The following is a 14024-nucleotide window of genomic DNA, read 5'->3' on the forward strand; positions in this document are numbered from 1 at the left end:
AGGGTTTTAACCGGAAATCTGCTCCATCGCCTGCAGGATACGCTTATCCGAAATCGGATACGGCGTGCCGAGCTGCTGGGCAAAGAAGCTGACGCGCAGCTCCTCGATCATCCAGCGGATCTCCTGCACGTCTTCATCCTCGCGACGCGCTGGCGGCAGCTTGTTCAGCCACTGCTGCCACGCCTGCTGTACGCTTTCAACTTTCAGCATCTGCACGCGGTCACGATGCGGGTCGATGGCCATTTTCTCCAGACGTTTTTCAATCGCCTGAAGGTAGCGCAGCGTATCGCCCAGACGCTTAAAGCCGTTGCCGGTGACAAAGCCGCGATAGACCAGCCCCGCCATCTGCGCCTTCACGTCCGAGAGCCCCAGCGCCATGGTCATATCCACGCGGCCTTTCAGGCGCTTGTTGATATTGAAAACGGCGGTCAGGATCTGCTCGACCTGTTTAGCAATCTCCACCACGGCGTCATTCAGCTCCGCGCGCACCTTGTCGTGCAGCTTCGCAAAGGCCTCTTCCGTCCAGACCGGCCCCCCCGCCTCGTGGATTAACTTATCCACGCCGCAGGAGATGCAGTCATCAATCAGGTCAAGCACCTTGCCGTATGGGTTAAAGTACAGCCCCAGTTTGGCTTTGTTCGGCAGCTTCTCGTGCAGATACTTAATCGGCGACGGGATGTTGAGCAGCAGCAGGCGACGCAGCCCGCGCCACATCATCTGCTGCTGCTCCAGCGGATTATCAAAGAGCCTAATCGCCACGCTGTCGCGCTCATCGACCAGCGCAGGCCAGGCTTTCACCTTATAGTTCCCGCGCTTCTGCTCGTAGCTTTCCGGAAGCTGACCAAAGCTCCAGATGTGCAGCCCGCTCTGCTCGATACCGTCGTCCGCCACGGCGGAGAGCGTCTCCTGAACCTTGCCTTTCAGGGCCTCTTTCAGCTCGGTCAGCGAACGGCCTTCCTGCAGCTTTTTGTTTTTGTCGTCCACCACGCGGAAGCTGATTTTCAGGTGATCGGGCACCTGATCCCAGTTCCAGTCTTCGCGGTCGATGGTGGTGCCGGTCATGCGGCGGAACTCACGTTCAAGCGCGTCCAGCAGCGGCAGCTCCAGCGGCGTGACGCGGCCTAAAAACGCTTCCGCGTAGTTTGGCGCAGGCACAAAGTTGCGGCGCACCGGCTTAGGCAGGGATTTGATCAGCGCAATCACCAGCTCGCGGCGCAGGCCGGGAATTTGCCACTCAAAGCCGCTCTCTTCTACCTGGTTCAGCAGCGGCAGCGGGATGTGAACGGTTACGCCGTCGGCGTCCGTACCCGGCTCAAACTGATAGGTCAGCCGCAGCTTGAGGTTGCCCTGATGCCAGAAGTTCGGGTAGTCGAGCTTGCTGACCGACTCCGCCCCTTCCTTAATCAGCATGCTCTTTTCGAAGTTGAGCAGGTCAGGCGTCTCTTTGCCGGCTTTCTTCCACCAGCTGTCAAAATGGCGAGCGGAAATGACCTCGTGGCTGATGCGCTGATCGTAAAACTCAAACAGCGCCTCGTCGTCCACCAGAATGTCGCGGCGGCGGGATTTATGCTCAAGCTCTTCCACTTCGGCGCGCAGCTTCAGGTTTTCGCGGAAGAACGCATGCCGCGTCTGCCAGTCTCCCTCCACCAGCGCGTGCCGGATAAACAGCTCGCGGCTGAGTGCCGGATCGATCTGGCTGTAGTTGACCTTACGCGCGGCGACCACCGGCAGGCCGTAAACGGTCACCTTCTCGGTCGCCATCACCGCGCCCTGCGCGCGCTCCCAGTGCGGTTCGCTGTACGAGCGCTTGAGCAGGTGCTGGGCCACTGGTTCAACCCATTCCGGATCGATGCGCGCGGCAATCCGCCCCCACAGGCGGCTGGTCTCTACCAGCTCGGCAACCATGGTCCACTTCGGCGGCTTCTTGAACAGGCCAGAACCGGGGAAGATAGAGAAACGGGCGTTGCGCGCGCCGGTATACTCCTGCTTTTCGGCGTCCTTCATCCCAATGTGGGACAGCAGGCCGGTCAGCAGCGCGATATGAATTTCGCGGTACTCCGCCGGCTCGCTGTTGACCGGGATCCCCAGCTCTTTCACCACCTGGCGCAGCTGGGTGTAGATGTCCTGCCATTCGCGCACGCGCAGATAGTTGAGGAATTCGACGCGGCACTGGCGGCGGAACTGGTTCGAGGAGAGCGCTTTCTGCTGCTCGCCGAGGTAGTTCCACAGGTTCACGAAGGCGAGGAAATCGGACTCTTTGTCGTGGAACCTGCGGTGTTTTTCGTCAGACGCCTGCTGTTTGTCCATCGGACGCTCGCGCGGGTCCTGAATGGAGAGCGCCGAGGTGATGATCATCGCCTCGCGCACGCAGCCGTGCTTCTGCGCCTCCAGCACCATACGCGCCAGACGCGGGTCAACGGGCAGCTGGCTGAGCTGGCGGCCCAGCGGCGTCAGCTTATAGACCGTCGCCTGCTCGTCGGTGGTAATGGCGCCGAGCTCTTCCAGCAGGCGTACGCCGTCCTGAATGTTGCGTTTGTCCGGCGCTTCGACGAACGGAAACGCCGCGATGTCGCCTAGCCCCAGCGCGGTCATCTGCAGAATAACGGACGCCAGGTTGGTACGCAGAATTTCCGGGTCGGTAAATTCCGGACGCGACAGGAAATCGTCTTCCGAATAAAGACGAATACAGATCCCTTCGGACACGCGGCCGCAGCGGCCCTTACGCTGGTTGGCGGAGGCCTGAGATACTGGCTCAATCGGCAGGCGCTGGACCTTGGTGCGGTAGCTGTAGCGGCTGATGCGCGCCGTGCCCGGGTCGATAACGTATTTAATGCCCGGTACGGTCAGCGAGGTTTCCGCCACGTTAGTCGCGAGCACGATGCGCCGCCCGCTGTGCGCCTGGAACACGCGGTTCTGTTCGCTGTTAGACAGGCGGGCATAAAGCGGCAGAATCTCGGTGTGGCGCAGGTCGCGCTTGCTGAGCGCATCGGCGGTGTCGCGAATTTCGCGCTCGCCGCTCATGAAGATCAGGATGTCGCCCGCGCTTTCGTTACCCAGCTCGTCAACGGCGTCGAAGATGGCCTGCAGCTGGTCGCGCTCGGTATCATCCGCCTCTTCCACGATCGGGCGATAGCGCACCTCGACCGGATAGGTGCGGCCAGAGACCTCAATAATTGGCGCATTGTTGAAATGCTTCGAGAAGCGCTCAGGGTCGATGGTTGCGGAGGTGATGATGATTTTCAGATCCGGACGACGCGGCAGCAGCTCTTTCAGGTAGCCGAGCAGGAAATCGATGTTCAGGCTGCGCTCGTGGGCTTCATCGATGATGATGGTGTCGTACTGCATCAGCAGGCGATCCTGCTGGATTTCCGCCAGCAGAATACCGTCGGTCATCAGCTTCACCATGGTGTTATCGCTGACGTGGTCGCTGAAGCGGACCTTGTATCCGATGCAGCCCCCCGGCTCCGTCTGCAGCTCTTCGGCAATACGGTTCGCCACGGTGCGCGCGGCCAGTCGACGCGGCTGGGTGTGGCCAATCAGACCTTTCACCCCGCGCCCCAGCTCCATGCAGATTTTAGGAAGCTGCGTCGTTTTTCCTGACCCCGTTTCACCTGCGACAATCACCACCTGGTGATCGCGGACGGCCTCAAGGATGTCCTGTTTTTTCTGGCTGACGGGCAGGTTTTCCGGATAGGTAATAGCCGGACGCGCGGCTTCGCGCAGCACAACTCTCCCTGCGGCCTGTTCTATCTCTTTCGCCATCTCCTGGTAAATGGCCTGTTGTGCATCAGGATTTTTAACCTTCTTCACCCCGTGCAGGCGGCGCGCAAAGCGCTGTTTATCGCGCAGCATCAGCGTATCAAGCTGCTGCAGAAGCATCGGGAAGGTTAATTTTTGTTGTTCTGTCATAGCGTTAACGGGCAGTGCACTGCCGGATAAATTCTCTTTTTAATGATTGATATAGAGTACCACATCAGCGCTTTTAGCGCCTTATTCAAAAATTTCGAACATAGGCTTCGATATATTGCGCTATCCCTGCGACAGGATTGTGAATAGAGTGTCAACAAGCAACGGGGCAACCCCCTTCAATCAAATGCAAAACAGGAATCACCCATGAGCAAAGTATTAGTATTAAAATCCAGTATTCTGGCAGGGTACTCTCAGTCTGGTCAGCTGTCTGATTATTTCGTTGAGCAGTGGCGTGAACAGCATCCAGCGGACGAAATCACCGTGCGTGACCTGGCTGCAAACCCAATTCCTGTGCTGGACGGCGAGCTGGTTGGCGCGCTGCGTCCGAGCGATGCTCCACTGACTCCACGTCAGCAGGAAGCCCTGGCGCTGTCCGACGAGCTGATTGCTGAACTGCAGGCGCACGACGTTATCGTGATCAACGCCCCAATGTACAACTTCAACATCCCTACCCAGCTGAAGAACTACTTTGACCTGGTAGCCCGCGCGGGCGTGACCTTCCGTTACACCGAGAAAGGCCCTGAAGGTCTGGTGACGGGCAAACGTGCGGTGGTATTGACCAGCCGCGGCGGCATTCACAAAGATACCGCAACTGACCTGGTAACGCCGTATCTGTCCGTCTTCCTGGGCTTCATCGGCATCACCGACGTGAACTTCGTGTTCGCGGAAGGTATCGCTTACGGTCCGGAAGTGGCGACCAAAGCCCAGTCCGATGCGAAAGCCGCGATCGACGGTTTTGTAGCAGCCTAAGATGTCACCCTCCTGCCGCCCGGCGGGAGGGTTTTTCTTTTCCCCCGCATTTCGTTATTATCCGCTCCCACTCTCCAGCCGGGCGGCCTGATGTCTGCAATCGTCGATAACTTTATTGCCCCACCTTGTCTCGATGAGATTGAAATTCTCTGGCAGGACGAGCATCTGCTGCTGATCGATAAACCCTCCGGCCTGCTCAGCCTGTCGGGCAAAAACCCGCAAAACCTCGATTCCGTTCATTACCGTCTGGTGCAAAACTTCCCGGGCTGCACGCTGGTGCATCGTCTGGATTTCGGCACATCCGGCATTATGGTGATTGCGCTTAATAAAGCGATAAACGCCGCGCTTTGCCACCAGTTTAGCCAGCGCGCCGTGAATAAGGCCTATAGCGCACTGCTGTGCGGACACGTTAAGGACGACGAAGGCGTTATTGATGCGCCGATTGCCAAAGACCCGGCGCTGTTCCCGCTGATGTCGATTTGCGCCATTACGGGCAAACCGGCGCGATCCCGCTACCGGGTGATTGAACGTTTTTATCAGGCGACGGGCTTACCGCTGACGCGGGTTGCGCTCACGCCGGAGACGGGGCGAACCCACCAGCTGCGCATTCACTGCCAGCAGTTGGGTCACCCTATATTGGGCTGCGATTTATATGGCGGTCTTGAATGGCCTGGCGCCGGGGAGGCGCCGCGGCTGATGCTGCACGCCAGCGGGCTGGATTTTGTGCATCCGGTAAGCGGCGAGGCGATTAACGCCCGTCACGCTGCACCGTTTTAAAGGGTGTTTACCACATCAAATCGTCAGGGATTTTGAAGTCCGCGTACGGATCGTCTTCATCCTGCTCTTCCTGGCTTAGCGCGCTGTTTAACACAATGCTGTCGGCATCGCGCTGGGCAATTTTATCCGCCACCACCGCCGGAATGATCGCGTAGTCGCAGTCGCCGTTAGCATTGAGCACCAGGCGCGCAATCGCCAGACGGCCATTGATCAGCTGGGCCTGGGTTTGCTTGTCGACGTCGATCTTTTTAATCAGATTGCCGTCAGTGAAGTTAAAGGTGATGTTGCCTCTTGAAACGGTAATGCGGTTCATTTCAATCAGCTGCTTGACCTGGGCTTTAAACTCTTTCGCCAGTACGGCCTGCTTCTGCTGCTCGCTCAGCAGCTTGTCGCGCTCGATCTGCGCCTTCTTGTTCTCTTCGACCGCTTCACGGGCCTCACGCGCCTGAACGCGTGATTTCTTTGCCGTGCGCTGCACTTTTGCCACTTTCTTGCTGCTGACTAAGCCCGCTTTCAGCATCTGCTCTTGTAAGGTGAGTTTTGTCATGATTGTTTCTAAACCGGTTGGAAATTTTGGGGATTATAGCGGGAATTGTGGAGGGTGTGCCAGAGAAGTAGGCATGGCGTTTTGTTACCTGAGTCTGGTTTATTATTCATACAGCCTTTACTAACGTTAACACCTGAATAGTGGTTAAAAATTGTCAGGTCATTTTCTTAAAAAAAAAGAGCAGTTCATAAACATGATGTTGATTGAATATCTGTGTTCAATTCAAGCGTAGGCTGCCTTTCTCTTATTAAAATGATATGGAGAAAATATGGCCTTAAAAGGAACAATGATGCTTAACGGTGCTGTTAAAGGGTCGGGTCCAATTCCTCTTGGTAAATATTGGATTGTTGACAGAGGGACTGGAGGTTTCTTTTCAGGGTTTAAGGCTAAGGTTCAGGATCAGTGGAACAAGGTGACATCTGGTGTGGAATTTGGCCGTGATGATTGGTTTGCATTATACAAGGATGACTGGGGAATTGACGATGGTACCTGGATTGAAAACGTATACCGCGGATTGTTTCGGCTGCATCCGGGTACGGTATCTGAAGGATGTATAACAATTGCCCATAATTCTGATTATGCATTGATACGTAATGCTTTAATAAGTACGGAACGCATTCAGGTTCCCTGTATGCGTTCACTAATGGCACGCGGCTGGGTTGAGGTGAATGAAAGTGGCTATACCAACTCTTGCCCGTAAATGGAGCATCAGACTATTCAAAACACTCTGGTTTCTACTTATTAGCCTGATGGTAGGTCGCACGCTAGGGTCTGCTGAAATCTATCTTGATCATGACTTCGTCTCATCTATATGTGGTTTTATTTATGGCGATGTGAATGCTGAAACAATATATGAAACATATACCAATATCGATATTTTAATCGTATTGTTCCTCGCAACGGTTATTTATCGATTAACAACACTACTACTCAATAAAATAAGGATATAAACAATGCCAATCCCTCCCTACATGTGGCTAAAAGACGACGGTGGCGCATATATTAAAGGTTCCGTAGATGTTCAGGACCGTGAAGGTAGTATTGAGATCATAGGGCTGAGCCATGGCCTTAACCTTCCGGTAGACAGCGCTAACGGCAAGATCACCGGCACACGTCAACACTCATCCATGCGGATTGAAAAGGAAGTTGATAGCTCCACGCCCTATCTCTACAAAGCAGCTTCTACCGGCCAGGCGCTTAAGAGCGCAGAAATTAAGTTCTATCATATTAATGATGCCGGACAGGAAGTCTGTTATTACAACGTATTAATGGAAAACGTAAAGGTTACTGGTGTTAACTGCAGCGTGCCGAACGTGAAAATCGCTGCCAACGAAAAAATGAACCATGTTGAAAGCGTAAGCCTGCAGTACGAAAAAATTACTTGGCGCATCGTCGACGGAAACATCATGCATAGTGACGCATGGAATGAACGTCCTACAGCATAACGCTTAGGGGCAAGATGCCCCTTACCCTTTCACTTCCCACGCCAACCTGTGCGCAACACTGTTCATGAACTTCCCTCATGTTGCAGTGAAATTAAGTCACTTCCCCTCAGCCACGGGCTAAGGCATAAATTATGCATTGATAACTTCCTGGCAACATGAACTTAGGATGCATAACCACCATGAGTAAAGCTTTTACATTTACGCTTAAGCGCAGTTGCTTCGATGAGAACTATAACCCTTCCGAGAATACGCGTACCACCACCAACTTTGCCAACCTGGCGCGTGGGGAAAAGCGTCAGGAAAATCTGCGCAACACGCTCGTGATGATAAACAACCGCTTTAACGCCCTGGCGCGCTGGGATAATCCAAAAGCCGATCGTTATGCGGTTGAGCTTGAAATTATTTCCGTTGATATGAACATCGATGGAGAAAATAGCTTCCCGGCCATTGAAATACTGCAGACGTTTATTGTCGATAAAAACACCAACGAGCGCATCGAAGGTATCGTCGGGAATAACTTCTCATCCTACGTGCGCGACTATGATTTCAGCGTATTGCTGCTCGATCACAATAAGGATCGTTCCACCTTTAGTATTCCTGAGAACTTTGGTGAACTGCACGGCAATATTTTCAAGCACTTCACCCACTCTGCCGAATACCGGGAACACTTTAAGAAGCCGCCGGTGATCTGCCTGAGCGTCTCCAGCAAAGATACCTACCAGCGTACGGGCAACACGCACCCTGTATTGGGCATCGAGTACCAGCCAGACGGCACATCCCTGACTGAACAATACTTTGGCAAAATGGGCCTGAAGGTCCGCTATTTCATGCCTGAGAACAGCGCGGCGCCTTTCGCCTTTTACTATTCCGGAGATCTGCTGGCGGACTATACGAATCTTGAACTGATTGGGACCATCAGCACCATGGAAACATTCCAGAAGATTTACCGCCCTGAAATTTATAACGCTAACTCGACAGCGGGACAGTGCTATCAGCCGGATCTGAACCAGCAGGATCATTCATTAACGAAAATTGTTTATGACCGTGAAGAGCGCAGCCAGCTAGCGATCCAACAGGGCAAATATACGGAAGAGCAATTTATTAAGCCCTTCCAGCAACGTCTTGAGCAGTGGTCCCATAACTTCACGCTTTAATTAATCGAATAAGGTCTTTTTTATTATGAAAACATTGCTCCCAACGTCAACGGCAGGCAGCCTGCCTAAGCCAACGTGGCTGGCTCAACCGGAAACCCTGTGGTCGCCGTGGAAATTACAGGACGACGAACTGATCGCCGGTAAACAGGATGCGCTGCGTTTGTCGCTGGATGAACAGGTTCGCGCCGGGATTGATATCGTCAGCGATGGCGAGCAGACCCGTCAGCACTTCGTAACGACCTTTATTGAGCACCTCAGCGGCGTGGATTTTGAGAACCGCCAGACCGTGCGCATTCGCAACCGCTATGACGCGAGCGTGCCGACCGTGGTGGATGCGGTTGCACGCCAAAAGCCCGTTTTTGTTGACGATGCAAAGTACCTGCGTCAGCTCACCGACAAGCCGATCAAATGGGCGCTGCCGGGCCCGATGACCATGATCGACACCCTTTATGATGCCCACTACAAAAGCCGCGAGAAGCTGGCCTGGGAATTTGCCAAAATCCTCAATCAGGAAGCGCGCGAGCTGGAAGCCGCAGGCGTCGATATTATTCAGTTCGACGAGCCGGCCTTTAACGTCTTTTTCGATGAGGTAAACGACTGGGGTATCGCCGCGCTGGAGCGCGCCGTTGAAGGGCTGAAGTGCGAAACCGCGGTGCACATCTGCTACGGGTACGGCATTAAGGCCAATACCGACTGGAAAAAGACGCTCGGCTCCGAGTGGCGACAGTACGAAGAGGCCTTCCCTAAGCTGCAGACCTCAAACATCGACATTATTTCCCTGGAGTGCCACAACTCCCGCGTGCCGATGGATCTGCTGGAGCTGATCCGCGGCAAAAAGGTGATGGTTGGCGCTATCGACGTGGCGACGAACCATATCGAAACGCCTGAGGAGGTCGCCGACACGCTGCACAAGGCGCTGCAGTTTGTCGATGCCGACAAGCTTTATCCGTCCACCAACTGCGGAATGGCCCCGCTCTCCCGTCAGGTTGCTAACGGCAAGCTGAAGGCGCTGAGCGCGGGCGCAGAGATTGTTCGCCGCGAGATTTTGGCAAAATAACCTCGCCCCTCCCGGGAGAGGCTCGCTCTCCCGGGAATCGCATTATTCACTCACGCCGCTCAGCCACTCACCTACGCTTTCTACCGATTGCTGCGCGGGCGCACGCGAGACCGCCTGCCCATGCCCGATCACCAGCAGCGTGGGCAGACCGCGCACGCCCAGCTGGCCTGCCAGTTCCGTATTCAGATCGGCGTCCAGATAGCGGGTATCAAACCGCGCCGTCAGTGGAATCAGCTTCTCGTTCGCCAGCAGCTGCCAGAGCCTGCGGCAGTGCACGCAGCGCTCCGCCCCGACAAACAGCAGTATCGGGCCATTGCCTTCCAGCTCGCTCGACGTGCTCACCGTTTTAAACGCGCTTTCCGCCACGCGGAACAGTTTTGGGCTGCGGCGAAGGGTGTCGTTATCCGTCGCGACGCACAGCGCATCGGCGCTTTTGCTGTAGGGCTTCACGCCTGCGACCCGCACCACGCTTTGCGCCGGGCCAGCCGCCGCCGCGCCCGGCTGGCGTAAGGTTCGAACATCCACCGGGACTATCGGCGTTTCCCGCGGCTGAGGAAGCTGCGGGATCCAGCCATAGGGAATGCGGTACGCGCGGTACACCATGTTGTTGTTAAGCGTCTTGCCCCAGAACGGCGATACGTATTCCCAGACAATTTCATGATTGCGCGTCACTTCAAAAATACGCCCGTTGGAGCCTTCATTAATCAGCGTATTGCCGTTTTCGAGGCGCTGCATATTGCTGATATAGGGGCTATAAAAACGATAAGAGTCGGTTGGCTGGGGAAGATCCGCTTCATACGGCGAGTAGCGCCACTCGATATCCAGCGTCACGGGGTTAATTTCGAGGATCCGCGAATAGTCGCGCCAGGCGTTTTTCACCCCGTCCGCCGAGGCCGGGTTCGGCGCGCCGTACCCCGCCCAGCCGCCGTTATCGAAAATAAGGATATTGCCCGCGCCGGGCAGACCCTGCGGGATCATGTGCGCGTGGTGCTGGCCGATGATCCAGCCGATGTGTTTTAGCGCTGGCGTGCTGTAATCCGGGCCAAGCTGCCAGACGATGTTGCCGGTCTGCTTATCGATGATGGCGATGATGTTGGACTCGCGGGCGTCCCAGATGATGTTATCCGGGTGGAAACGGCTGTCCCCGGCGTCATACCATTTATTCGGCCCCAGCGTGGACATCGAGTTGATATGCATCCAGTCGCCCATTCCGCCGCCGCTGGCGCGCATGTTGGGGTTATTGTAAAGCGCGCTGCGCGCCGCATCGTCGAAGCCCAGCTCCTCAAAATGATCGCTGCAGCGCCATTCCCACACCACGTTTCCCTCCCAGTCGACCTCAATAATGGTGTCGTCCAGCAGGACCTTGTCCGATATCGCCTCGTTGACCAGGTTAGTGTGGGCGAGGATCAGCGTATTCCCCCCTTCGACCTGCGGCTCCAGCCCCGGCGCGTAGTAGCCAACCGGATTGCCAGCGCGCTGATAGTCGTGGTGCGCCCGCGCCATCCAGCGGGTTTTATTGCCCGGGTCGCTCACGTTCTCATAGCGATCGAATGACCATGTCACATTGCCCTCCCAGTCAACCTGGATCAGATCGAGCATATCCTGCATACCGTAGCGCGGGTCGCGCTCGCCGCTGTGTCCGAGGATCGCCCCGCCCGGCAGAATTTTATTGGGGAAGCCGTGGAGCTCAGGCCATTCCCGCGCCACGGCACCGTTCATATCGACCAGCACCGCACCGTGCTCGGTGGCCTGGAAAAGGGTATAGCCGCTCCACGCGCGCGCAGGATCGTAAAGCGTCGCGCCGGTCGGGAAAATGGAAGGATGACCCATGTTTTGCTCCTTAGTAAAAGTTATCAGGCAGAGGTAATAAGATGACGAATATGACGGCAGGCGTCGGCAAACTCGGCGTCGTCCCGCTGTCGCGGGTGCGGCAGCGTTAGGCTCACCACCTCGCGAATGCGGCCGGGACGTGGGGAAAGCACCACGACCCGGTCGGCCAGGGCGACCGCCTCTTCAACGTCATGGGTCACCAGCAGCGTGGTGGTTCCCTCGCTTCTGTGAATATGCAAAAGCGCCTGCTGCAGGGTGTGACGCGTCAGCGCATCGAGCGCGCCGAACGGCTCGTCCAGCATCAGAATTTGCGGGCGGGCAACCAGGCCGCGAGCAATAGCAACGCGCTGGGCCATCCCGCCGGAAAGCTGCGCGGGCAGCGCGCTCTCGAACTCGGTGAGCTGCACCCGCGCCAGCATCTCCCGGGCGCGCTGGCGTTTGGCGGCCCGGCTCAGTTTTTCGTCCGCCAGCCCCAGCATGACGTTGTCGATCACACTCAGCCAGGGGAACAGCCGGGGCTCCTGGAACACGATGCCGCGCTCTTTGCCCACGCCGGTGACCAACTTGCCGCTGATGCGAATTTCGCCCTGCGTCGTCTCTTCAAGGCCGACCAGCATGCGCAGAAGCGTCGACTTACCGCAGCCGCTGCTGCCCACCAGCACCACCAGTTCACCGGCAGCGATGTCGAGACTAAAATTTTGCAGCGCCGTGACCTGCTGCCAGGTTTTACGCACATGTTGAAATGAAACCAGAGTTTGGGCGGTCATGATGGCTCCTGTTGGCGCCAGCGGGTGGCGCGAAGTTCCAGTAAACGTCCGGCTTTATCCAGCGCTGCGCCGGTGAGACCGACCAGCACCATGCCGCAGAGAATGGTGGGCATATCCAGCAGCTGCTGGGCGTTGATCATCAGGCTGCCGATCCCGGCACCCGAGGACATGAAGTATTCCGCACCAATGTTGCCAAGCCAGGCGTAGATCATCGCCAGCCGCAGCCCGGCGAAAATACCGGGCGCGGCGCCGGGAAGGATCAGCACCCTCAGGCGCGTCAGGCCGCCTAAACGCAGCACGCGCGCCGCTTCGTCCAGCTGCGGGCTGCGCTGCAGCACGGCCTGAAGGGTGCTAAAGAACATCGGAAAGAACGAGGCCAGGGCGATAAAGACGATTTTGCCGACGTTATCGTTGCCCACCCACGCGGTCAGCAGCGGTAGCCACGCAAAAAGGGCAATATGGCGCAGCACGTTGAGCGATGGCGTCACGATCTGTCCGGTGCGCGGCCGCAGCGCCAGCAGCAGCCCGCAAAGGAGGCCACCGGCAATACCCGCCGCCCCGCCCGCAAAGGCGCGCCCGAGGCTCGCCAGCATCGCCGTCGCCAGCTCCCCGCTTGCCGCGCCCTGCATAAAGCGCTCGGCGACTGCCAGCGGCGAAGAGAACAGCGCCGCATCGATCCATCCCCATAGGCTAGCCAGCTGCCACAGCGCCAGCAGCAGGATCGGCAGCTGCAGCGCCTGCCAGCTGGCCTGCGGTTTCCATGCAAGACGCCCGACGGCGGGCTGGGGCCAGAACACCAGCCGGGAAAAGGCCCGATTCGCCGCCCACTCCATCAGCATGCCGCTGAAGCCCACCACCGCAATGGTGACGAAAACGATATCCAGCTGGAACAGCTGACGCCCCCAGACCATCAGGTAGCCAATGCCCTCCGACGAGGCGAGCAGTTCAACAACGATCAGCGACACCCAGGCCTGAGAAAGCGCCAGCCGCAGGCCGGTAAACCAGCCGGGAAGTCCCGCGGGGATCACCAGCCAGCGCAGCCGCTGCCAGCGGGAAAAATTCATCACCCTGGCAGCCTCGCTCAGGGTATGGGGCACGCTGGCAACCGCCTGCTGCGTGTTGATCGTCATCGGCACGATGGTGGTCTTGATGATTACCGCCAGCTTCAGGCCGTTATCGATCCCGAACAGCACCATAAAAAGCGGGATCCACCCCAGCGTCGGGATTTGCGCCAGCGCGTAAAACAGCGGCTCCACGCGACGCGCCGCGCCGGGAACCAGGCCGAACAGCGCGCCCAGCAGCGTGCCGGCGAAGGCGCCTGCCAGCAGGCCCAGCAGCAGGTGCTGCAGGCTAAACGCCCATTGGGAGAGAAGGTCTCCTGCCAGGAGCGAGAGCGCCGCGTCGGCGACCACCGAAGGCGCGGGTAAAATTTGTTCCGGCATCCAGTGGCGCTCTGCCGCGATGGACCACAGCAGCAGCAGCAGCGCGGGCAATATCCACGGCCAGCCGTTAAGTCGTACTTTCAGCCTTCCGGATGAGTCCGTTTTTAAAATTATTTGCGACATAGTGCTTCACGTTTAAACCCGTCATGCCGTTATAAAAACCCGCCCCGTTCCCCTTCGTCATTGCGTTACGCGAATAATCCCGATGCAACAAATGCATTTCAGCCTGCCGGACTCGCTGGCGCTGATTTAGCTCATTTTCACCTGTCCTTTTCCAATAAAAGCA

General features: G+C 56.9%; 11 protein-coding genes. 6 read left to right on the plus strand and 5 right to left on the minus strand.

Annotation, left to right across the window (positions count from 1 at the left end; translation table 11 throughout):
- Positions 1 to 6 precede the first annotated feature (6 nt).
- Entirely contained in the window at positions 7 to 3909 is a 3903-nt protein-coding gene (hrpA, locus tag D5067_RS12125) for an ATP-dependent RNA helicase HrpA (RefSeq protein WP_119934328.1), read from the minus strand.
- A 204-nt stretch (positions 3910 to 4113) separates the two neighbouring features.
- Here hrpA and azoR point away from each other — a divergent pair, with 204 nt between their 5' ends.
- Positions 4114 to 4719: an FMN-dependent NADH-azoreductase gene (gene azoR / locus D5067_RS12130; RefSeq protein WP_119934329.1), complete on the plus strand. Its 606-nt coding sequence runs from the start codon at positions 4114 to 4116 to the stop codon at positions 4717 to 4719.
- A gap of 90 nt (positions 4720 to 4809) precedes the next feature.
- Positions 4810 to 5496, plus strand: coding sequence for an RluA family pseudouridine synthase (locus tag D5067_RS12135; RefSeq protein ID WP_119934330.1), 687 nt, complete (start codon positions 4810 to 4812; stop codon positions 5494 to 5496).
- Positions 5497 to 5503: 7 nt separating this feature from the next.
- Here D5067_RS12135 and D5067_RS12140 read toward each other — a convergent pair whose 3' ends face one another.
- Entirely contained in the window at positions 5504 to 6043 is a 540-nt protein-coding gene (locus tag D5067_RS12140; protein WP_119934331.1) for a DUF2058 domain-containing protein, read from the minus strand.
- A 268-nt stretch (positions 6044 to 6311) separates the two neighbouring features.
- On the opposite strand from D5067_RS12140, the gene D5067_RS12145 reads away from it, so the two are divergent.
- The 4 genes from D5067_RS12145 (at position 6312) to D5067_RS12160 (ending at position 9699) form a co-directional block, all read left to right on the plus strand.
- Complete coding sequence (locus tag D5067_RS12145; protein WP_119934332.1) at positions 6312 to 6743, plus strand: DUF2778 domain-containing protein; 432 nt, start codon at positions 6312 to 6314, stop codon at positions 6741 to 6743.
- 253 nt (positions 6744 to 6996) lie between these two features.
- Positions 6997 to 7488 carry an Hcp family type VI secretion system effector gene (locus D5067_RS12150; protein ID WP_119934334.1) on the plus strand — a complete coding sequence of 164 codons (492 nt, stop codon included), beginning with the start codon at positions 6997 to 6999 and terminating at the stop codon, positions 7486 to 7488.
- A 179-nt stretch (positions 7489 to 7667) separates the two neighbouring features.
- Positions 7668 to 8642, plus strand: a complete 975-nt coding sequence (locus D5067_RS12155; protein WP_119934335.1) for a DUF1852 domain-containing protein — start codon at positions 7668 to 7670, stop codon at positions 8640 to 8642.
- 25 nt (positions 8643 to 8667) lie between these two features.
- The gene (locus D5067_RS12160; RefSeq protein ID WP_119934336.1) at positions 8668 to 9699 is read left to right on the plus strand and encodes a methionine synthase; all 1032 of its coding nucleotides are present in this window, start codon (positions 8668 to 8670) and stop codon (positions 9697 to 9699) included.
- Positions 9700 to 9741: 42 nt separating this feature from the next.
- Here the strand turns inward: D5067_RS12160 and D5067_RS12165 are convergent, their stop codons facing one another.
- The 3 genes from D5067_RS12165 to D5067_RS12175 are packed head-to-tail and all read right to left on the minus strand — an operon-like array spanning position 9742 to position 13861.
- A complete protein-coding gene (locus D5067_RS12165) occupies positions 9742 to 11529 on the minus strand; it encodes an aryl-sulfate sulfotransferase (protein ID WP_119934337.1) in 1788 nt (595 codons plus the stop codon).
- 23 nt (positions 11530 to 11552) lie between these two features.
- Positions 11553 to 12296, minus strand: coding sequence for an ABC transporter ATP-binding protein (locus D5067_RS12170; protein WP_119934338.1), 744 nt, complete (start codon positions 12294 to 12296; stop codon positions 11553 to 11555).
- Positions 12293 to 13861, minus strand: coding sequence for an ABC transporter permease (locus tag D5067_RS12175; RefSeq protein ID WP_119934339.1), 1569 nt, complete (start codon positions 13859 to 13861; stop codon positions 12293 to 12295). The genes D5067_RS12170 and D5067_RS12175 overlap by 4 nt, the downstream gene beginning before the upstream one ends.
- Positions 13862 to 14024: the final 163 nt, after the last annotated feature.

The organism is Enterobacter huaxiensis (assembly GCF_003594935.2).
GTDB lineage: Bacteria > Pseudomonadota > Gammaproteobacteria > Enterobacterales > Enterobacteriaceae > Enterobacter > Enterobacter huaxiensis.